Origin of the sequence: Halorussus salinisoli, from assembly GCA_005239435.1 — an archaeon.
GTDB classification, from domain to species: Archaea; Halobacteriota; Halobacteria; order Halobacteriales; family Haladaptataceae; genus Halorussus; species Halorussus salinisoli.
In genome coordinates this window covers 170,597-189,548 of record SZNP01000009.1, presented here as the reverse complement: position 1 = coordinate 189,548, position 18,952 = coordinate 170,597, and the positions used below count along the sequence as shown (strand labels likewise).

The 18,952-nt window shown below is 65.0% G+C and carries 24 protein-coding genes and 1 pseudogene; 13 read left to right on the top strand and 12 right to left on the bottom strand.

The annotated features are described in order from the left end of the window. Positions 1–85 precede the first annotated feature (85 nt). Positions 86–2,707, bottom strand: coding sequence for a valine--tRNA ligase (locus E2484_RS22115; RefSeq protein WP_137287363.1), 2,622 nt, complete (start codon positions 2,705–2,707; stop codon positions 86–88). Positions 2,708–2,991: 284 nt separating this feature from the next. On the opposite strand from E2484_RS22115, the gene E2484_RS22110 reads away from it, so the two are divergent. From E2484_RS22110 to E2484_RS22100, 3 genes are all read left to right on the top strand, one after another. Then, a complete protein-coding gene (locus E2484_RS22110; RefSeq protein ID WP_321112964.1) occupies positions 2,992–3,393 on the top strand; it encodes a DUF2209 family protein in 402 nt (133 codons plus the stop codon). Beyond that, the gene (gene hflX / locus E2484_RS22105) at positions 3,390–4,685 is read left to right on the top strand and encodes a GTPase HflX (RefSeq protein WP_137287361.1); all 1,296 of its coding nucleotides are present in this window, start codon (positions 3,390–3,392) and stop codon (positions 4,683–4,685) included. The genes E2484_RS22110 and hflX overlap by 4 nt, the downstream gene beginning before the upstream one ends. Before the next feature lie 268 nt (positions 4,686–4,953). Further along, on the top strand, positions 4,954–5,358 hold the full coding sequence (locus E2484_RS22100; protein WP_137287360.1) for a DUF202 domain-containing protein: 405 nt from the start codon (positions 4,954–4,956) through the stop codon (positions 5,356–5,358). Between the two features lie 10 nt (positions 5,359–5,368). Here the strand turns inward: E2484_RS22100 and moaC are convergent, their stop codons facing one another. Further along, positions 5,369–5,884 carry a cyclic pyranopterin monophosphate synthase MoaC gene (gene moaC / locus E2484_RS22095; RefSeq protein ID WP_137287359.1) on the bottom strand — a complete coding sequence of 172 codons (516 nt, stop codon included), beginning with the start codon at positions 5,882–5,884 and terminating at the stop codon, positions 5,369–5,371. Further along, positions 5,877–7,316 (bottom strand): NAD(P)H-hydrate epimerase, encoded by a 1,440-nt coding sequence (locus E2484_RS22090; RefSeq protein ID WP_137287358.1) that lies wholly within the window; start codon positions 7,314–7,316, stop codon positions 5,877–5,879. The genes moaC and E2484_RS22090 overlap by 8 nt, the downstream gene beginning before the upstream one ends. A gap of 608 nt (positions 7,317–7,924) precedes the next feature. On the opposite strand from E2484_RS22090, the gene E2484_RS22085 reads away from it, so the two are divergent. The 3 genes from E2484_RS22085 (at position 7,925) to E2484_RS22080 (ending at position 9,534) form a co-directional block, all read left to right on the top strand. Then, complete coding sequence (locus tag E2484_RS22085) at positions 7,925–8,983, top strand: hypothetical protein (RefSeq protein WP_137287357.1); 1,059 nt, start codon at positions 7,925–7,927, stop codon at positions 8,981–8,983. Between the two features lie 119 nt (positions 8,984–9,102). Continuing rightward, positions 9,103–9,219 (top strand): amphi-Trp domain-containing protein, encoded by a 117-nt coding sequence (locus E2484_RS25850; protein WP_321112960.1) that lies wholly within the window; start codon positions 9,103–9,105, stop codon positions 9,217–9,219. 27 nt (positions 9,220–9,246) lie between these two features. Further along, positions 9,247–9,534, top strand: coding sequence for a hypothetical protein (locus tag E2484_RS22080; protein WP_137287356.1), 288 nt, complete (start codon positions 9,247–9,249; stop codon positions 9,532–9,534). Between the two features lie 12 nt (positions 9,535–9,546). On the opposite strand, the gene E2484_RS22075 is transcribed toward E2484_RS22080, so the two are convergent. Further along, positions 9,547–9,843, bottom strand: a complete 297-nt coding sequence (locus E2484_RS22075; protein ID WP_137287355.1) for an acylphosphatase — start codon at positions 9,841–9,843, stop codon at positions 9,547–9,549. 217 nt (positions 9,844–10,060) lie between these two features. Between E2484_RS22075 and E2484_RS22070 the strand changes: the two genes are divergently transcribed. Next, positions 10,061–10,744, top strand: a complete 684-nt coding sequence (locus E2484_RS22070; RefSeq protein WP_170977459.1) for an SRPBCC family protein — start codon at positions 10,061–10,063, stop codon at positions 10,742–10,744. 78 nt (positions 10,745–10,822) lie between these two features. Here the strand turns inward: E2484_RS22070 and E2484_RS22065 are convergent, their stop codons facing one another. Then, a complete protein-coding gene (locus tag E2484_RS22065; RefSeq protein WP_137287353.1) occupies positions 10,823–11,728 on the bottom strand; it encodes a DNA-3-methyladenine glycosylase family protein in 906 nt (301 codons plus the stop codon). A gap of 86 nt (positions 11,729–11,814) precedes the next feature. Here E2484_RS22065 and E2484_RS22060 point away from each other — a divergent pair, with 86 nt between their 5' ends. Further along, the gene (locus E2484_RS22060; RefSeq protein WP_137287352.1) at positions 11,815–12,279 is read left to right on the top strand and encodes a DUF555 domain-containing protein; all 465 of its coding nucleotides are present in this window, start codon (positions 11,815–11,817) and stop codon (positions 12,277–12,279) included. A 159-nt stretch (positions 12,280–12,438) separates the two neighbouring features. On the opposite strand, the gene E2484_RS22055 is transcribed toward E2484_RS22060, so the two are convergent. Continuing rightward, positions 12,439–12,678: a UPF0058 family protein gene (locus tag E2484_RS22055; protein WP_137287351.1), complete on the bottom strand. Its 240-nt coding sequence runs from the start codon at positions 12,676–12,678 to the stop codon at positions 12,439–12,441. Positions 12,679–12,928: 250 nt separating this feature from the next. Between E2484_RS22055 and E2484_RS22050 the strand changes: the two genes are divergently transcribed. Beyond that, the gene (locus E2484_RS22050; RefSeq protein WP_137287350.1) at positions 12,929–13,336 is read left to right on the top strand and encodes a translation initiation factor IF-2 subunit beta; all 408 of its coding nucleotides are present in this window, start codon (positions 12,929–12,931) and stop codon (positions 13,334–13,336) included. Here E2484_RS22050 and E2484_RS22045 read toward each other — a convergent pair whose 3' ends face one another. Then, positions 13,337–13,516, bottom strand: coding sequence for a DUF7836 family putative zinc-binding protein (locus E2484_RS22045; RefSeq protein ID WP_137287349.1), 180 nt, complete (start codon positions 13,514–13,516; stop codon positions 13,337–13,339). A 164-nt stretch (positions 13,517–13,680) separates the two neighbouring features. On the opposite strand from E2484_RS22045, the pseudogene E2484_RS26220 reads away from it, so the two are divergent. The 3 genes and pseudogenes from E2484_RS26220 to E2484_RS22035 form a co-directional block, all read left to right on the top strand. Then, positions 13,681–13,818 (top strand): annotated as a pseudogene (locus tag E2484_RS26220) (putative manganese transporter); the annotation flags it as partial. Positions 13,819–13,854: 36 nt separating this feature from the next. Further along, positions 13,855–14,103 (top strand): putative manganese transporter, encoded by a 249-nt coding sequence (locus tag E2484_RS26215; RefSeq protein ID WP_394347940.1) that lies wholly within the window; start codon positions 13,855–13,857, stop codon positions 14,101–14,103. Between the two features lie 55 nt (positions 14,104–14,158). Continuing rightward, positions 14,159–14,962 carry a hypothetical protein gene (locus E2484_RS22035; RefSeq protein ID WP_137287347.1) on the top strand — a complete coding sequence of 268 codons (804 nt, stop codon included), beginning with the start codon at positions 14,159–14,161 and terminating at the stop codon, positions 14,960–14,962. Between the two features lie 124 nt (positions 14,963–15,086). Here the strand turns inward: E2484_RS22035 and E2484_RS22030 are convergent, their stop codons facing one another. The 5 genes from E2484_RS22030 to E2484_RS22010 form a co-directional block, all read right to left on the bottom strand. Beyond that, complete coding sequence (locus E2484_RS22030; RefSeq protein ID WP_137287346.1) at positions 15,087–15,614, bottom strand: hypothetical protein; 528 nt, start codon at positions 15,612–15,614, stop codon at positions 15,087–15,089. Positions 15,615–15,749: 135 nt separating this feature from the next. Further along, positions 15,750–16,262 (bottom strand): COG4315 family predicted lipoprotein, encoded by a 513-nt coding sequence (locus E2484_RS22025; RefSeq protein ID WP_137287345.1) that lies wholly within the window; start codon positions 16,260–16,262, stop codon positions 15,750–15,752. A gap of 101 nt (positions 16,263–16,363) precedes the next feature. Further along, the gene (locus E2484_RS22020) at positions 16,364–16,666 is read right to left on the bottom strand and encodes a hypothetical protein (RefSeq protein WP_137287344.1); all 303 of its coding nucleotides are present in this window, start codon (positions 16,664–16,666) and stop codon (positions 16,364–16,366) included. Positions 16,667–16,721: 55 nt separating this feature from the next. Continuing rightward, positions 16,722–16,997 carry an ArsR/SmtB family transcription factor gene (locus E2484_RS22015; protein WP_137287343.1) on the bottom strand — a complete coding sequence of 92 codons (276 nt, stop codon included), beginning with the start codon at positions 16,995–16,997 and terminating at the stop codon, positions 16,722–16,724. Positions 16,998–17,068: 71 nt separating this feature from the next. Then, on the bottom strand, positions 17,069–17,353 hold the full coding sequence (locus E2484_RS22010) for a DUF357 domain-containing protein (RefSeq protein ID WP_137287342.1): 285 nt from the start codon (positions 17,351–17,353) through the stop codon (positions 17,069–17,071). 268 nt (positions 17,354–17,621) lie between these two features. On the opposite strand from E2484_RS22010, the gene grxC reads away from it, so the two are divergent. Beyond that, entirely contained in the window at positions 17,622–18,938 is a 1,317-nt protein-coding gene (gene grxC / locus E2484_RS22005; RefSeq protein WP_137287341.1) for a glutaredoxin 3, read from the top strand. The last annotated feature ends 14 nt before the right edge of the window (positions 18,939–18,952 follow it).

Below are 18,952 nucleotides of genomic sequence, written 5' to 3'. Positions count from 1 at the left end.
CAATTCGGATCCGCAGCGATGTATCGCAGTCCGAACCGGTCCGAACGGTCGGTTTCCGGTGTCGTTCCGGAGACGCCGGCCGAGGCTATCGGACGAGGAGGACGACGTCGTCGGTCTGGACGAGCGACCCGTCGCCGCGATAGGTCCGCTCTCGCTCCACCTCGAACGAGTCCGGGGCGAGCGTCTCGCCCGCCACGTGGAGTTCGTCGTCCGCGAGTTCGAAGTCGTCGGCGTCGATGCCCGCTTCGATGTCGCCGACCGCGTTCCCGTACTCCGGCCCGAGAATCGAGTAGTCCAGCGAGACGTCGACGATTTCGGTGCGCGTCTCGGGCGGCGACTGGAGTTTCTCGAACGTGTCGACGTGCATCGTGTCGGCGATGGCGTCCTCGAACCCGTCGACGTGGCCGTAGACCCCGACGTAATCGAGGTCGGCGTTCAGCGCGAGGTCGTTGTCGGCCTTGTATCGGCGAAGCGCTCCGATGACCTCCATGGCGGTTTCGCCAGCGTCGCGGTCGGCCTCGTACCCCGTCGGTTCGGGCCACTCTTCCCGGTGAATCGACGCGTCGCCGTAGGACTTCCGCCATAGCTCCTCGGTGACGTGCGGGAGGTACGGCGCGAACAGTTTGAGCAACCGTCGATGGGCCGTACGGAGCGCGTACTCCGTGGACGCCGAGTCGCGGTGCTTGGCGATTTCGAGGTAGTCGTCGCAGAACGTGTGCCAGAAGAACTGACGGAGCGCGTCACGGGCCTTCGAGAAGGCGTAGCTCTCGAAGTGGGTCGTCACCTCCGCGACCACCTCGTCGAGCGACGCGAGCAACCACTCGTCGATCGGGTCGAGTTCGGCGGGTTCGTCGGGCGACGAGTCGCTGATGGACGTGACGAGTTTCGAGGCGTTCCACAGTTTCTGGAGCAACTTCCGCCCCGTCACGAGGTCGTTCTCGCTGAACGGGAAGTCGTCGCCGATGGAGGTGCCGGCGGCCCAGTAGCGCGCGGCGTCGACGGGGAACTCCGACAGCACCTCGTCGGGTTCGACGACGTTCCCCTTGGACTTGGACATGGCTTCGTGGTTCTCGTCGAGGACCATCCCGTTTATCATCACCGAATCGAACGGCACCTCGCCGGTGTGCTCGTAACACTTGATGATCGTGTTGAACAGCCAGAACGTGATGATGTCGTGGCCCTGCGGGCGCAGGTCCATGGGGTACAACTCGGGGCGGTCGAACGAGAACTCCGCCGTCTCCTCGTCCCAGTCCCATCCGGAGTTGACGAGCGGCGTCAGCGACGACGTGGCCCACGTGTCGAAGACGTCCTGCTCGGGGTCGAACTCGTCGTGTCCGCACTCGGGGCAGGCGTCCACGGGCGGGTCGGCGGTGAGCGGGTCGACCGGGAGTTCGGCTTTCTCGGCGAGTATCGTCTCGTCGCACTCCTCGCAGTACCAGACGGGGAACGGGATGCCCGAGTCGCGCTGGCGGGAGATACACCAGTCCCATTCGAGACCTTCGACCCAGTGCCTGTACCGGGTGAACATCTTCTCGGGGTACCACTCCATCTCTCGTCCGATTTCGAGGTACTCGTCGGTCTTGTCGAGGACCTCGACGTACCACTGGTCGGTCACTCGGAACTCGATGTCGGTCTCACAACGCTCGTGGACCTTCACCGCGTGCGTAATCGACCGTCGGTCCTCCAGGTGCCCCTCGTCGTCCAGGTCCGCCACGATGGCCTCTCGGGCCCCCCGAGTCGACAGACCCTCGTAGGGGCCCGCGTCGGCCGTCATCGTTCCGGACTCGTCGATTGCGACCCGGAGCGGCAGGTCGTGCGCCTGGTACCACTCGATGTCGGTCTGGTCGCCGAACGTACAGGACATCACGATACCGGTCCCTTGGTCCCTCTCGACTCGTTCGTCTTCTCGAATCGTGACCTCGTGACCGAACAACGGGACGCGGGCCGTCTTCCCCACCAGGTCCGCACGCTCCTCGTCGTCGGGGTGGACGAAGACGGCGACGCAGGCGGGCAACAACTCCGGGCGAGTGGTCGAGACGGTGATTCGGTCGCGGTCGTCGTGGTCGACCAACTCGAAACTGATGTCGTTGAAGTGGGTGTCGCGCTGGGCGTCCTCGGTTTCGACCTGCGAGATGGCGGTCTCGCAGTCCGGACACCAGATGGCCGGTGCGGTCTGGCGATACTCCCGTCCTTTCTCGTAGAGGTCCACGAACGACAACTGCGAGAGTCGCTGGACGCGGGGTTCGATGGTCTTGTAGGTGTTGTCCCAGTCGACCGAGATGGCCAGCGACTGGACGTTCTCGGTGAAGTTCTGCTCGTACTCCCGACATACCTCCCGACACTTCTCCTGAAACGTCGGTCGGTCGAACTCCTGATGTCGAATGCCGAGTTCCTGTTCGGTGAGTCGCTCGGAGGCGATACCGTTGTCGTCGTAGCCCATCGGGAAGAACACCTCGTCGTTTCGCATCCGGTTGAATCGGGCCACGAAGTCCTGGAGCGTGAACTGGTAGAGGTGGCCGATGTGGAGGTTCCCCGAGACGGTCGGCGGCGGCGTGTCGATGCTGAAGACCGTGTTCGGGTCGACGGTCTCGTCGTAGCGATAGGTCCCCTCTTCGACCCAGCGTCGTTGCCACTTCGATTCGACGTCCGCCGGTTCGTACTGTCCGTTCCAGGTCGTCTCCGCTTGGCTTCGTTCGTCTGTAGTCATTTTTACGAGTCGATAGTCGGTTGGAGCACGTAACGTCCGAAAACACCGCGTCAGAAATCACCGAGAATGAAGTAGAGGCCCCTCTGCGGGGGCTACACGAACTGATGCCGCGACGGAGACGTCGGAGCGGAACGACGTCTGACCCCTCGCTGGCGTACACATACCTCAATTGAACCCGGCAACCGTACTTATAAATTCCGCAATTACGGGACGGTCGGCCGGCTTCCGACCGGTCCGACAATTGAAAAGGGATGACGTCGTATACGCGATTATGGGCACCGTGGGTGCGGCAACCGAGGTGGAGGCCCGGCGAGGCTAGCGTCGTCGGCGTCGATATCAGCGGCCGCCACGAGGAGTCCGGCGAGTACCTCATGGTAGCCGCAGCCGTCTACGCCAGCGTCGGCACGACGCGACTCCGGAACGTGGAAGGAATGGGCTTCGCCGTCAGTCGGAACGCGCCGACCTTCGAGAACGCCGCGAGCGTCATCGCCGACGCGGTAGCCGAACTGCCCGAACCGCCGGACGGCCCGGTGGTCGCCGAGCGAGGCGAGTTCTACGAAGAACCGGAAGTCAAGGTCGAGCAGTTCCTCGGCCCGGATTTCAAGTACATCGAGAGTATAGCCGAACGTAAGACCGTGCAAGCCGCACACCACGCCGCGTACGCCGCCCGAAAACTGTTCATATGAAAGCGATAATCGTCAAGCGAGTCGATTCCGGCACGCCAGACACCGAAGAGATACGCGACCTCGCCCGCGCGGCGGGTTACGAGGTCGCGGCCGAGTTCACACAATCACGCAAGGAGGACCCCGCGCTACAGGTCGGCGAAGGGAAAGCCGCCGAAATCGGTCGCGAAGTCGCCGAGACCGGGGCCGACGTGGTGATCTTCGACAACGAACTCGGCCCGTATCAGACGTTCAACCTCGGCCGGAAGTTCCCCGAGGAGACCAGGGTCATCGACCGGTTCAGGCTCATCCTCGAAATCTTCGGCCAGCGCGCCCAGACCCGGAAGGCCCAGTTGCAGGTCGAACTGGCCGAACTCCGGTACGAACTCCCGCGCGCCGAGGCCAAGACCAGTCTCGCCAAGCGCGACGAGCGACCGGGGTTCATGGGACTGGGCGAGTACGACGAGAGCCGGGAGCAGGACATCAAAAACCAGATCTCCCGCATCAAGGACGAACTCGACTCCATCGCCCGGACCGAGGCCGACCGCCGGGACCGCCGCAGGGAGTCGGGGTTCGACCTCGTGGCGATGGCGGGTTACACCAACGCCGGGAAGTCCACGCTGATGCAGAGCCTCGCCGAGGACCTCGAACTCGGTGAGAACGAGGAGTTACATCCCGACCTCGACACGACTGCGGAAGCACAGGACCGCCTCTTTACGACGCTCGGCACGACGACCCGGAAGATGGACATGGAGCGCCGCGACGTGCTCCTCACCGACACGGTGGGGTTCATCAGCGACTTGCCCCACTGGCTGGTCGAGTCGTTCAAGTCCACCCTCGACGCGGTGTACTACGCCGACCTCGTGATGCTCGTGGTGGACGTGAGCGAACCCATCGAGGAGATACGGGAGAAACTCATCACCAGCCACGACACCCTCTACGAGCGCAACGAGGCCCCCATCGTGACGGTGCTGAACAAAATCGACGCCGTGGGCGAGGAGGACCTCCGCGAGAAGACCGAGGCCCTCTCGGCGCTCGCGCCCAATCCCATCGCGGTCTCGGGCAAGGAGCAGATAAACCTGACCGGACTGCGCGAGCGCATCGACGCGGAACTCCCCGACTGGGAGCGCGAGCGACTCGTCCTTCCGATGAAAGACGGGACGATGAGCGTCGTCTCGTGGGTCCACGACCACGCGCGGGTCAACGACGTGACCTACGCCAACGACGAGGTGGTCGTGGACTTCGAGGCCCGGCCGTCTATCGTTGAACAGTCTCGCGCCAAGGCGGGCGACCTGACCAGCGCGCCGTCGGCGTAATATCTGGTAATTCTCGTTACCGCTCGCGACGTTCCGGGTAACCTCGATAGCTTTCGCACGTCGGTACTTGAGTGTGCGCGTTTCCGGCCGCAAGATTCGAAACCCGCGCGCAGCGCCATCCTGCCGTTCTGCGTTTCGTAGATTATCTCGACAACGAAGTCCGGAGCGAGGTGAATAACAAAGTAGCGCCGACTGCCAAATCAGTACGGCAGGAAGTCAGCCGACCGGCGAGACCACCCGGTGCCGGACGTGCCCTGCCTCACAGACGATGGCCCGCGAACCAAGACGGACGCGGGTAGCGTGGCCCAAGGTGTATCTCGCGCTGACCGCGCTCTCGATAGGTCTGCTCGGACTAGCCCGATACGACGTTCCGCCGTTCGACGGCTTGCCCCCGGTCGCCGTGGCCGCGCTCATCGTAGCCTTGTTCGCGGTGGCGAGCCTCAGCCACTGGTACGACATACACCGGTGGCGACGCCGGAACGAAGACGCGCCACCAGACTTTCTCGCCACGCTCGACGAGGAGATAGAGTACCGAGAGGACGAGGAGAGCGAGGGTAACGACGCAGAACGAAAGGGGCACGAGGGACGGGAGAACGACGAAGGTCGGAAGGACAGTGACGACCGGAAACGGGAGGACGGCGACGGGGAGAGCGAGGGCAAGACCGAGAGGTGAGTCCGAACGGCTACAGTTCGGTCTTCGTCTTCTCGACCACTCGCACGCGGTCGATGGACGTGTCGGGATACTGGCCGTCGGCGTCCTTCTCGGCGGCTTTCACCATGTCCCAGACCACGTTGAGGCCGGTGGTCACGCCCTCCAGGGCCTCCATCTCACATCCCGTCTTGCCGGTGGTTTCGACCGCGACTTCGAGGGTCACGCGGTCGGCGAAGAGTTCGAAGTCGGTCTCGACGTTCGTGATGGGAATCTGGTGGCACATCGGGATGGTCTCCCACGTGTGCTTGACCGCCTGCACCGCGCCGACGCGGGCGGTGGCCAACACGTCGCCCTTGCTCACCTCGTCGTCGCGGATGGCCTCGACCGTCTCGGGTTGGAGGTTGATTTCGCCCGCGGCGACCGCTCGGCGGGCCGTATCTGGTTTGTCGCCCACGTCCACCATCTGGACCTCGCCCTCGTCGTCGGTGTGCGTGAGTTCCGCCTCGCGCTTCTCGCTCTCGTCGTCCCCTTCGGTGCGCTCACTCATCGTTCTCACCCCAAACGGCGCGGGGAAGCGCGTCCAGCAGGTCCGAGGCCAGCAAGCCGTCGTGGCGGTCGTCCAGCAGTTCGGCCGCCCGGCCGTTCGCGTAGGCCGCCATGCAGGCCGACTGGAAGGGGTCGTGTGCCGCGAGCAGGCCGGCGACCGCGCCCGCGAGCGTGTCGCCCGTGCCGCCGACGGTCATGCCGGACGTGCCCGCCGTCGAGACGCGAGTGCGCTCGCCGTCCGAAATCACGTCGTCTTCGGCCTTCGCCAGCACGACGTGGCCGAGGTCGTCGGCGAACGCCTCGATTTCGTCGGCGTGGTCGCGCAGGGCGTCGGCGCTCTCGACTTCCGGGCCACCCATCTTCGCCAACTCCTTGCGGTTGGGCGTGCAGACGAGTGTCGCGTCGGTCTCGACCTCGGGGACGACGGGGAGCGCGTCGGCGTCCACGACCGCTCGGCCCGAGAACGCCGCGAGGAACCGCTCGGCGGCCTCCAAGGTCTCGTCGGCGTTGCCGAGACCCGGCCCGAGGACCACGACGTCGTCGTAGCTCTCGGCGGTGTCCACGAGGTCCGAGACCTGTTCGGGTTCGAGGCGGTCGCCCGCGTAGGCTTGAACGATGAGGTCCTCGGCGTAGCCCTGAATCTGCGGCGCGACGGTCTCGGGCGCGGCGACGAACGAGAGGTTCGCACCGGTCCGGAGCGCGGCCTGCGCCGCGAGCGCCGGGGCACCCGTGTACGGACCGCCGCCGACGACGTAGGCGCGGGCGTCTTCGGCCCCGTTTCCGCGCCGGACCGGGAGCAGGTCGCCCGGGCCGACCAACCGCTCGGCCGCCGCGGGGATGCCGATGTCCGCCACCGTCACCTCGGCGTCGAGCGAGCCGAGACCGGGTTTCGCGTCGTGGAACGTGACCACGCGGTCGGCCGCGACTGCGATGCCCTCGGCGTCACCCGTGTCGGCGTTCACGCCGGAGGGAACGTCCACGGCGACCACGGTCGCCTCCGCGTCGTTGATTCGCTCGGCGGCGGTGGCCTCCGGTTCGCGGAGCGCGCCCGTGACGCCGGTTCCGAGCATCGCGTCCACGATTACGTCGCAGTCGGGCAAGTCGAACTCCCGGGAGTCGCCGACCTCCTCGGTGACGTACTCGCCCTGTTGGAGGGCGGCCCAGTTCTCGCGGGCGATGTCGGTCGCGATGGTCTCGGCCCGGCCGAGCAGGTGGACCGAGGCGTCGTACTCGTCCAGGAATCGGGCCGCGACGAAGGCGTCGCCGCCGTTGTTCCCGCGCCCGGCGACGACCGCCACCCGCGCGCCGGGGTCGGCGACTGCCCGGACCTCGCGGGCGACGGCGTTGCCGCTCGACTCCATCAACTGCTTCCGCGGCACGCCGAGGGCGGCCGCGTTCGCATCGACCTGAGCCATCCGGTCTGCCGAAATCATGTCGAAGCGTTGGTCGGGGAGCGCGTTAAGTCCTGCCGTCGACGACGCGTGACGCGAGGTGTTTTTCGGCGTCGAGCGACGAAGCGGGCCGCAACGAAAGCGACGACGACGAGCCGTTAGCGACTTCGTGGGCCACTGACCCGTGTCACCGGCCGCAGTTTCGTGGACTGGACCACCAACCGCGTTCCGTGAATTTCCCCGGACTACGGGACGCGCCGCACTTGCGCTCGGCCGCATCTGTGGTGCGGTCGCGGCCGAGCGCACCGCACGCGGGGAGGAACGGGGCGCGGTTGCGGTGCTGTGCAGTCGCGGTGCGATTGCGGTGCGTGCTGTGCGGTTGCAGTACTCCTTGGCTCAAGGGGTCGCTAGCGGAGCGTGGTTGCAGTGCTGTGCGGTCGCAGTATGAGTGGCTCAAGGAGTAGCTAGCTTCTCCGACAACTCCGGGAAGCTACCGACGGTGCGCTCGCATCAATAGAAATATAAATATTTCTAAAAAACTTAGAAATATATCTTTAGCAATCAAGTACAATTCTTAGCACCCGTCTCGAACTCCCCTAGCCAGCACCGATAAGGAAGTCGCGGACCGAAATCTTGCCGGGAGATTACTGATGTCGAACGACCGATACCGACAGGGAGGCCGGGAGTATCGTCACACCGAGGAGCGCGGACGCGACGACCAGCGACGGACGGGTAAGCGACAGACGAACCAACGAGAAGGGGGCCGACGCGGTGACGACCGGAGTCCCGAAGAGGTCGAGCGCGAGGTCAAAGAGCGGATGCAGGGCGGCGAGGCAATCGTGCCCGCCAACAGCGCCGAGGGACGGGACCGCCAGTCACAGCACTATACGCGCAGAAGACAGGTCAGCATCCGTTTCGGCGGTGACTCGCGCCAGCAGGGCAACCACATCCCGCGGGAGCAGTACTCTCCGCAGGCGAGCGGTGAGACCGGTCGACAGCAATCACTCGGTGGGCAGTCCGGAGGACCGCAATCGACCGGTCAGCAGTCGCCCGGACAGCAGTCGCCCAGTCAGCAGTCGTCGCCGTCTCGATACGGAGGGCGGCGACAACAGTCCCAGAGTCGGCAGTCCGGGGGTCGACAGTCCGGAGGTCAGCAGTCGGGAGGTCAACAGCCACAACAGGGACAGTACCAGTCTCAGCAGGGACAGCGACCGACGGAGAACCACCGGCAGACGCAGGCCCAGCAGCAGATGCCGGGTCATCAGCAGATGGACGACCAACAGGCACAGAGCCAGCAACGCCGGGCGGACGACCAGCAACGGACGGGCGGCCAGCAACAGGCACAGGGCCAGCAACCGCAGGAGAGTCGCCACAGCCTCGAATACGGCGGCGAGTCGCGCCATCAGCCGAGTCACGCCGGCGGCCCCCACGCCGGGGAGCAGTTCTCCGAGCGAGAGCGCCAGTCGTCTCACGGGCAGGGTCAGTCCGACCGACGGGAGATGCCCGCCGAAATGCCCCACCAGCGCCCCTCGCCCCAGCAGTCCCACCAGCAGACGCCGCCGAAGCAACCCCACCAGCAACCGACGGAGGAGTCCGAGCAGGCCCGACCGTCCTACTCACCGCAGGGTCAGCAGACGCAGGGTCGGCAACCCCGGTACGGGAAAGGATACCAGCGGGACCGAGGCCAGCAGGGTCGTGACCGACGGTAGGGTCGGAGCGTCTCGGGAACGACTCCCCGAAGCCCCACCGTCGGCACGCGAGAAGCCCGACTGCGGCGCTCATTGACCGATTGCGACGTTTTACTACGCCGGACGTCGTTGGTGGTGACGTGTCCGAAGAATACGAACTCGAACGGACGGCCGACCGCGAAGCCGTCGCAACGATTCTCCGCGGAATCGCGGACGGCGTCGCCGCTGGCTCGGTCCGCCTCGGCGACGAGGGGTAGGCCATCGCTGTCGAGATTCCCGACGCGGTGGAACTGGAGATAGAGTCCGAGACCGACGACGGCCGGAGTCTGGAGGTGGAACTGGAGTGGGACGAAGCGACCGCAGTCGAAGCGTTCGCCGACGATACCGCGGCGGCCGCGCCCGCCGAAAGTAGCGATTCGTCTTCCGACGCCGATACCGCCGAAAGTGGCGACGGAGACGATACCACCGACGGCGGCGACGGAGACGATGCCCCAGACCTGCCGGTCGGACCCACCGACTCCCGAGAGAGCCTCGCACGGTTCGAGGTGTTCGCCGACCGAGCGGGCGACTGAACGACCTAACGACTACCGCCGAATCCGGAACCCGTCTTCGCCCTCTGGGTCGCCGTACTCGATTTCGACGTCGTCCACGTCGGCGGCGGGACTCCCGGTGTGACACCACTCGACCATCGACTCCACCGCGTCCTCCGGCCCCTCGAAGACGGCTTCGACCCGGCCGTCCGCGAGGTTCCGGACCCATCCATCGACGCCCTTCTCCCGGGCGGTGTCGCGGGTGTTCGCCCGGTAGTAGACGCCCTGTACCTTGCCGGAGACGAAGACGTGCGCACGGGTTCGGTCGGCGCTTTCGGAGACGCCTGACATGGTTCCGGTCGGTAGTTCGTCGTTCTGTCGTAAGGCGATTTGGATGCCGGAGATTCGATTGGCGGTGAACGCCGGGGTTCCGGGCACAAGATACAATGTCCAATCCCTCAAGCACTCAGTGGGTGACTACTGGGTGACACAGAACACTACTGCGGGACGTAACGGCTCCGAGGAACGTAACGCTTCCGCGGAACGTAACGCCAGTCGGGGCAGGCGGATGGTCTCCGTCGTCCTCGGCGGAACGCTCCTGACCGCCGGACTCCGGAGACGCTCGCTCGGCGGGGCGGCACTCGCGCTCGCTGGCGGGTGGCTGTTGTACCGAGGAGTTAGCCGACCCGACCGCCCATCCGAGGCTGGCGGCGCGACTCCGAGGCCCGGAGGTCGGGACACCGACACGGAGACGCAGTCCGGCGCGACGGAGGTCGAGCGAACCGTCACCGTTCAGGAGTCCGCGGACGAGCTCTATCGCTATTGGCGCGACTCGGACCTGCTGACTCGCGTCGTCGGGGAGTTCGCCGGGGTTACGCTGGCGGGTGAAGACCGCCACCGCTGGATAGTGGCCTGTCCCTTCGACCGGAGCATCGAGTGGGAAACCGAAATCGTCGAGGACCGTCCGGGCGAGTTCCTGCGCTGGAGGTCGGCCGAGGGCGCGCCGATACCCAACGAAGGGTCGGTGCAGTTCCGACCGGCCCCGGCCGACCGCGGGACGGAGGTCACGCTCACCCTGCGATTCGACCCGCCGGGCGGCCGAGTCGGACGTACTGCGATGGAACTACTGGGCGTCGTTCCCGAGACGCTGGCGAACCGGATGCTCTCCCGGTTCAAGAGCCTCGTCGAGACGGGTGAAATCCCGACACTCGAACGGAACCCGTCGGCGCGCGGGAGCGGTGATTGGGTCTGAGGGCGGACTGCCGAGCGAGCGAGAGCGTCGAGGACCGGCAGGCCCGACCCCGGACCCGTCGATTCGGTCGACGTGATTTCACTCCTGGTTCCGGAGATAGTGGAACACGTAGGTCTGGGCGTACCCCGCGAACTCGCCGCCGAACTCCGCGCGGAGCGCGCGGGAGGTCTCGGCGTACGACCCCTTCTCGCAGTGAGGGTAGTAGTCGGCGATCGCCGTCTGAATCCACGTGTCCAGCGGGACCGCCTCCAGATAGCCCAGCGAGAACATGAGTACGCAGTCGGCCACCTTGTCGCCGACGCCGACGAACGCTTGCATGGCCTCGCGGGCGTCTTCGTAATCCAGTCCCCGAACGTCCTCGGCCGTGGCCTCGCCGGAGGCGACCAGTTCCGCCGACCGCTGGACGTAGGGTGCCCGGTACCCCAGACCTAACTCCCGAAGGTCCGCCTCGGTCGCGGCCGCGAGGCGGTCGGGCGTCGGGAACCCGTGGTAGGTCTCACCGTCCAATCGGACCGTCTCGCCGAACTCGCGGGCGAGGGCGGTCTGCATCCCGTGGATGCGGCCGACCCGCATCTGGGCCGAGCAGATGAACGACACGAGACAGGGAAAGAAGGGGTCGTCCACGATGCGGAGTCCGCGGTAGGCGTCGATGGCGTCGTCCAACAGCGGGTCGTCGGGAATCTCGGCGAAGATGGCGGGCAGGTCGTCGCCGAGTCGGAGTCGCTCCGCGAGCAGTGGGTCGGCGTCGGTCGTCGCTTCCCATTCGAGCATCCCCTCGCGCTGGCGCACCCGGACGACGTCAGCTCTCCCCTCTGTGTGACCGACGACGACGGTGTAGTACCACGCTGACCCGCCGGTCGCGTCGGCGGTCTCGTAGGCGCGTCCGTCGTCGCGCCGCCAGAGGAAGGTCTGGCCGCTCTCCAGCGTCGCCTGCAAGTCGAGGCCCCCTGCGAGGTCGCCGACCGGTATCGAACCCGAGTCCATCGCGGGACCAAAGGAGACGGGTCGGTGGAAGTCTTTCGTTTTGGGGCTAAACTTGATACTGTTGGCGCTACAACCTCTATGCGCCCATGAACTGCAGAGTTGTCGTGGAAGCCGCAGTTCCGGTCTACGACGTGGAGACTCCGGACGAGGCCGTCCGAATCGCTATCTCCAAGACCGGCGAGTTGCTCAACCCCGACCTCAACTACGTCGAAATCAACATGGGGGAACGGTCCTGCCCGCACTGCGGGGAGGAACTCGAACCGGCGTTCATCGCGGCCGACGAGAGTCTCGTCGCCTTAGAGCTGGAGATGTCGGTGTTCAACGTCGAACGTGAGGAGCACGCCTCGCGCATCGCGCGCAAGGAGATCGGCCAGCGCCTCGAAAACATCCCCCTGACCGTCCTCGAAGTCGAAGTCATCGAGGAAGACGACGACGAGACCGAGACCGAGTCCGACTCGGACGAGGACGAGGTCGAAGACGAATCCGAGGGGCAGAGCGACCGCGGCGAAGACGACGAAGTCCTCCCTGAGTTCGAGGACCTCATCGAGTGACCAACGACTCTGCTAGCCCCTCGCCCTCGCGCGGCGTGACGGGCACGTCTATCGTTCGACGTAGCCGACGGCCGTAGCTGATCGGTAGTAACTGCCGGAGAGAACAACGCTACCGCTATCGGACCCGTATCGACAATTCGAGGATGCGTCGCCTGCGGTTCAGTCGGCCTTGGCGGCGACCTTTTCGTCCGCCTCGGCTTCGTTCATTTCGGAGGTTATCGCGGTTGCCATCGCAAAGACTGCTGCTTTGTGGTCTGTTTTCGACTTGTGAATAGAAGTTGGTCGTACACCGAGGGAATCGTACTCGGAAAGGTCAACTTCGGTGCCGTTCTCTTCCTCGAAGTAGTTCCCGACCTCCGCGAGAAGGCCGTGAAGGTGGATGAGTTCCTGCTTCTTCATAAGCAAACGAGGCTAACAGTTGCAGGGTTATAGTATTATCTTGAGCCCCGTTAACACGGATTACGAATTACTCCTTCATATAACGCCATAATCACAGCCAACGAGGGGTAACGCGATATTGTGAAACAGTTTCAAACTGTTGTGTCCGACCGACGCTGACCGTAATTAACCGGCCGACACACTGGTAGCTGAGAGCCGTTTCTGTACGACCCTGAAAAGTTTTTATCCGATTGCGCTCGTGTACCCGTCTATGGAGAGTTACGACGACCACCTCGAACGGGCGATGGACGAGACGCCCGAAATCGACGGTAGCGGGGACCGTTTCGACGTTCCCGACGCCGACGTGCGTCAAGAGGGGAACGTGACTGTCTACGAGAACTTCCAGGACACCCTCGACAGACTCGGGAGAGACGAGGAACACGTTCTGAAGTTCTTGCAGGACGAGTTGGGGACCAGTGCGCACATAGACGAGAGCGGCCGCGCACGCCTGACCGGCGAGTTCGGCCAGCGCCGAATCGAGGACGCCATCGACGACTACGCCGAGACGTTCGTCCTCTGTCCGGAGTGCGGACTCCCGGACACGAAACTCGAACGAGAACAAGGTGCGATGTTGTTGCGGTGCGAAGCCTGCGGGGCGCGCTCGGCGACCAACAGCTAACTACTGAAACTGTTTTAGCGTCTCCAGGTCCCGCTCGGTTCGGGTGAACTCCGCGGTCCGACGACCGGCGTGACAGTTCGGGCAGTGGAACATCTCGTCGTGAGGCGGGAGATCGTCCGGCGATTCTTCCCAGTCCTTGCTGCATTCAGGACAGACGAGCCGCACGTACGTTTCGTTCATACAATGTACCATGCGCGTGGCTGATAGAAAAAAGTTGCCGCAAAATCGCATCCGGTAGGAACGAGGTACAATCGAAATTCTAAGCCGCCATCTGCTAAGCGCTATTTTAGGTATACCTAAAACCCTGGCCGGGATTCGATACACGGTCTCGGAGGGCGAACGAGATTATCGATAGCATCGAGATACTCGTCGCGTCCGTCCGTGACGGCTTCGTTCAGGTAAGTACGTTCGTCGCGGTCACGGTCCCGCTGTTCGGTCTCGTCCAGTATCGGACCGAGGGTGCGCTAATCGAACGACTCGGCGAGAACGAGCGCGCTCGACCACTCGTCGGCGCGGCGATGGGACCGACTCCCGGGCGTGGCCCGCAGAACGTCCTCGCCGGCGCGTACGCCGAGGGCGCGATTCCCTTCTCGGCGCTGACGGCCAACGCCATCGGTCGGGACGGCTACGCGCTGTTCCTCCTGCCCGCGGTGGACGAGGTCGCCGCCGTCGTGGCGTCGGTCGACACCACGATTCCGGCCCTGCTCGTCGGGGTCGCGCTCCATCTGCTGTTCGGCCCGGTGTTCGGTTTCGGCCTGCTTGGATAGTCAGCCAGCACATCTAAGGACGTTCTCGGACAATCCGTTCTCGGGGGTTTCGAGTATGGCTAATCCACACAAGATACAGCGACGGCGCGAGGAAGCGAACGAGGACGGTCTCCACGAGAGTCGTGAGAGCCACCATCAGGACTGGACGCAACCCGACAACGACCGCGACGAGGGCGGCGACAGTCACCATCACCACCACCATCATCATCACCACCACGGCGACCAGAGTCAGACGGACGACCGAGACTACGAGCAACTGGCCGAACGGGCTCACTCCCGGATGCAGGAGGAGCGGAGTAACCGCGGAGAGAGTCAGCAGGGCCACCAGCACGGCGGGACCGCGAGTCAGCAGGGTCACGACCGCGGGGAGAACGACCGGCGACGCACCAACCGGTACGGGAGTCGCGGCGCGAACGACTCCGGCACGTCCCGAAGTCCGAGAACCGAAGGTCGCCAGTCGAGTGGCCACGGTGGTCAGAGTGGCCACGGCGGCCAGAGTGGGACGGAACGACGACGTAGTAGCCACCGCGAGCAGGGTCGCCAACAGAGCGACGACCGACAATACGGCCAGCGACGAGAGCAACGAGGACGCGAGGGCCAGGAACACGGCACGCCACACGAGGGAAGTCAGCGCGGGAGCCACCGCGAACAGGGAATCTCGGGCCGGATAACCGGCCAGCGCGGTGAAGCCACTCACCACTCCGACCCGAGCGACTCGACGTTCCGCGAAGGGACCGGCGGGGAGCGCGAACACCGTCACGGCGGCCAGCAGGGGACGAGCGAGCGCGACCGGCGGTACGGCAGTCGCCGCGGTCACGGCAGCGAGCGCGACACCGAGTACCGTCCCTCGTCGCACTGAGGCGAACCTCGTCAACCGTACGGTAGGTCACCGCAGTCCGGAACTTACCTACATTTTCGTTTGCTTCGCAGATGTGTTTGTTTCTTAGAGAATTACGGAGGTGTCCCGACGGCGCTCGCTGGTCTCAGTAGGGGCCGCCACCATCGTCTCCGGCCGTAGTGGTCTCGGTGGCAGTTCCCCCGGTCGTGATCGTCGCCTCCTGCGTGATCTGTCCGCGCATGCTCTGGGGGTGGTACTCGCAGTCGTAGCGCGCGAGCGACTCGGTGGCCTCGAGGACGACCGAACGCGTCTCTCCGACCTCCTCGGCCGACTCCGACGCCGCGACCACGTCGTCGTCGGCGTCGAAGACCCGGAGTTCGTGTTCGACGCCGTCGAGGTTGACCCAGACGATTTCGTAGACCGTGCCCGGTTGCAGGCCGAGTGTCGGGTTCTCCGCTTCGTGAATCGGCGACGGCGCGAGGCCGAACCAGTGGCTCGTCTCGCCGCCGAGGACGATTGTCTCGTCGGGTCCCCGGGCGGTCGTCGTTCCGCCCTCTCCTTCGGCGGTGGTCTCGGTCTCCTGGCGGTTCTCGCTCACTCCGGCGCACCCGGCGACCGACGCCGCGAGGCCGAGTGCGGATGCTTGCAGTAGCGTTCGCCTCGACGGTGGCATGCTTCGACGTGCCACGACCCGCACAATGACCGTTTTCCGAACTGCGGCCCAAATTCAGCCCAAAACGGATTCGAACCCCGAGCCGTCGGTGGCCGGGCCGCCGTTCAGTTATCGTCGCCGGCCTCGGCCGTTCCCTCACGGAGTGGTCGTTCCGGCCTCGCCGGGACACGCCGGATTCACCACGAACCAGACGTCGTTGGCACCTTGTCCGTTGGCGTCCCCGGGTCGCTGGTCGTTGGCGAAGGTGTACAGCGGCATTCCGTCGTACGTGACCTGCATCGACCCGTCGTCGCGCTCGGTCGTGCCGAACTCGCCGGGCAGTCCGTCGGGGATGGTCGGCGACCCCTCGACGGTCAGCGGCGGCCACGCCTCCGCACACTGGTCGTAACAGGTACTTTCGCCGCGTTCGTCCTGCGTGAAGCGGTAGAGGGTCATCCCCTCGTCGTCGGTGAGGATGACCCCGTGGTCCGGGTGAGTCGTCACCTGAACCGTGAAGGGAGCCGAGTCAGTCCCCACTGTCGTCGTCTGCATCTGACCCTCGGTCGTTTCGGTCTCTTGCCGGTTCTCGCTCGCGCCCGTGCACCCGGCGACGGAACCCGCGAACCCGAGCGCCGACGCCTGTAACAGTGTTCGCCTCGACGGTGGCATGCTTCGACGTGCCACGGCGGTCGCAAAGACCGTTTTCCGAACTGCGACCCAAATCCGGCCCGGATTCACCCGTTTCGGACAGCCACTGCTCGCGGGCCGGTTCAGTCCCACGTCACCCACGCCAAGAACAGCAGGCCGACCGATTCGAGGACGCACAGTCCCATCATCGCCTGCTGGGTGAACGACGTTCCGTCGTAGAGCCAGGCGTGGAACGTCGAGTTGAACGAGTACGCGTACACCCAGAGGAGGTTCTCCGCGAGTAGAAGACCGCCGAAGACGAGCAGGCCGAGCGCGTGCTTCGACCGTAGCTGCCGGTAGCTCCGACCCCACACGCCGACTAGCCCCACGAGGAGCGCGACGTTCAGCACCGCCGCGACCTCCGCGACGTCTACCCAGAGTGACATCCGTTCCTCCCTTGCGACCGGTGACAGTTATACACTTTCCCAATTTCGGCCATACTCACTCCACCTCTGTGATGATCTCCTCGACGGTGCCCCAGTGGTCGCGGGCCTGCTCGGTCGGGAGATACACCGCGCCGTAGTCGTCGCCGGAGTTGCGAACAACGTCGTTGTCCATGAGCACGTCGAGATGGTGGCGAACCGTCTTGTAATCGAGGTCGAGGTCTTCGGCGAGTTGGTTGGCGTTCCGCGGCCGGTCGTCCAACGCTCTGAGGATGCGGGCCCTGTTGGTCCCGCCGCGAGTCCCGGCGAGTACGTACCACAGGACGCCCTCCATCAGGGAGAACTGACACAGGCCCGGCTTGTAAGCGCACCGCCGAGGAGTACGGAGACCCCGGGACTAATCGCTCAGACGGTGAACAGGTGACCCTCGCGGGGCACGTCGAACAGACCTATGCGTGCGCCCGCGTCCAACCACGCGTGACCGTAGGAAAACGACGCCAGCGCGTTCACGGGGTCGCCGTCCTCGCGGAAGTGACGACCGTCTTCGAGGTACGAGGTAGCCATCTCCAGACACTCCGCGGCGGCCTCGCCCATCGGGGTGTCCTCCGGCGGTGCGATTTCGGCGGCGTCTACGGCTTCGGCGAGCAGGCCCTCGTAGCGGTCGGTCTTCTCCTCGAGGTCGGCGGGCATGTGCGGAACGTGGCGAGGTAGGAGGGTAAGCGCTTCGGGAACGGCGTCGGCCCTGCTCTTCGTCGTCGGTCCCGAGACCGGTTCTCCTCGCTGCCTCCCCGTCTCCGCTGCCGGCGTTCGCGTCCTCGGTCGCGTTCTGGCCGTGGACCGTTCCTCGCCCCGTTCTCACTCGAAACCCTCGTACTCCCTCCGATTACGAACGACCCAGAAAGCGGAAAGCCGACGGGACAACACAAGCTAAATACGCCCCCCATTACAATATTGTACCATGACCGAACAGCCGCACGTGGAAATCTACACGAAGGACGACTGCCCGTACTGTGAGATGGCCAAGGATCTCTTCGACGCCAAAGGCATCGAGTACGAGACGTACAACGTCACCGGCGACGAGGAACGGTTCGAGGAGATGATAGAGCGCACAGACGGCCGGAAGACCGCCCCCGAGGTGTTCATCGACGACGAACTCGTCGGCGGATACGACGACACCAAGGCGCTCGACGAGGACGGCGAGTTGGACGAGAAGTTAGGTATCGCAACCGCCGACGGCGGCGTCGAACACCGAAAACTCGTCATCTCCGGGAGCGGCATCGCGGGCCTGACCGCGGCCATCTACGCCGCGCGGTCGAACAACGACCCCCTCGTGCTGGAGGGCGACGAACCCGGCGGTCAGTTGACGCTCACGACCGACGTGGAGAACTACCCCGGGTTCCCGGAGGGCATCAGCGGCCCGGACCTCATCAACAACATGAAAGAGCAGGCCGAGCGGTTCGGAGCCGAAATCAAGAACGGCGTCATCGAGGACGTGGACGACTCCTCGCGGCCCTACCGCGTCGAACTCTCGAACGGCGACGTGTACACCGCCGACGCCTTCATCGCCGCCTCGGGCGCGAGCGCCCGGACGCTCGGCATCCCCGGCGAGGACGAACTCATGGGCTACGGCGTCTCGACCTGCGCGACCTGTGACGGCGCGTTCTTCCGCGACGAGGAGATGTTAGTTATCGGCGGCGGGGACGCCGCGATGGAGGAGGCCAACTTCCTCACCAAGTTCGCCGAGAAGGTCTACCTCGTTCACCGCCGCGAGGAGTTCCGCGCCGAGGACTACTGGATCGACCGCACCCACGAGAAGGTCGAGGAGGGCGAAATCGAGATAATCAAGAACGCTGAAGTCCGCGAGATTCACGGTTCGGTCGAGGAGGGCGTCGATTACGTGGACCTCGTGCGACACCCCGAGGGCTACCCCACCGACAAACTCGACGACCCCGAGACCGAGGAGTTCGAGATGGACGTGGGCGCGGTGTTCCTCGCTATCGGTCACACGCCCAACACGGAGTACCTCGAAGACACCGTCGTCGAGATGGACGAGGCGGGTTACATCCAGACAGTCGGCGGTAAAGGCGGCGGCCAGACCGAGACCGGCGTACCGGGCATCTTCGGCGCGGGCGACGTGGTGGACTACCACTACCAGCAGGCAGTGACCGCCGCGGGCATGGGCTGTAAGGCCGCGCTCGACGCCGACGACTACCTGGAAACTGCGGAAATCGAAGCCGAAGAGGGCACGACCGAGGCCGCGACGGGCGACGACTGAATCCCGAGTTCCGG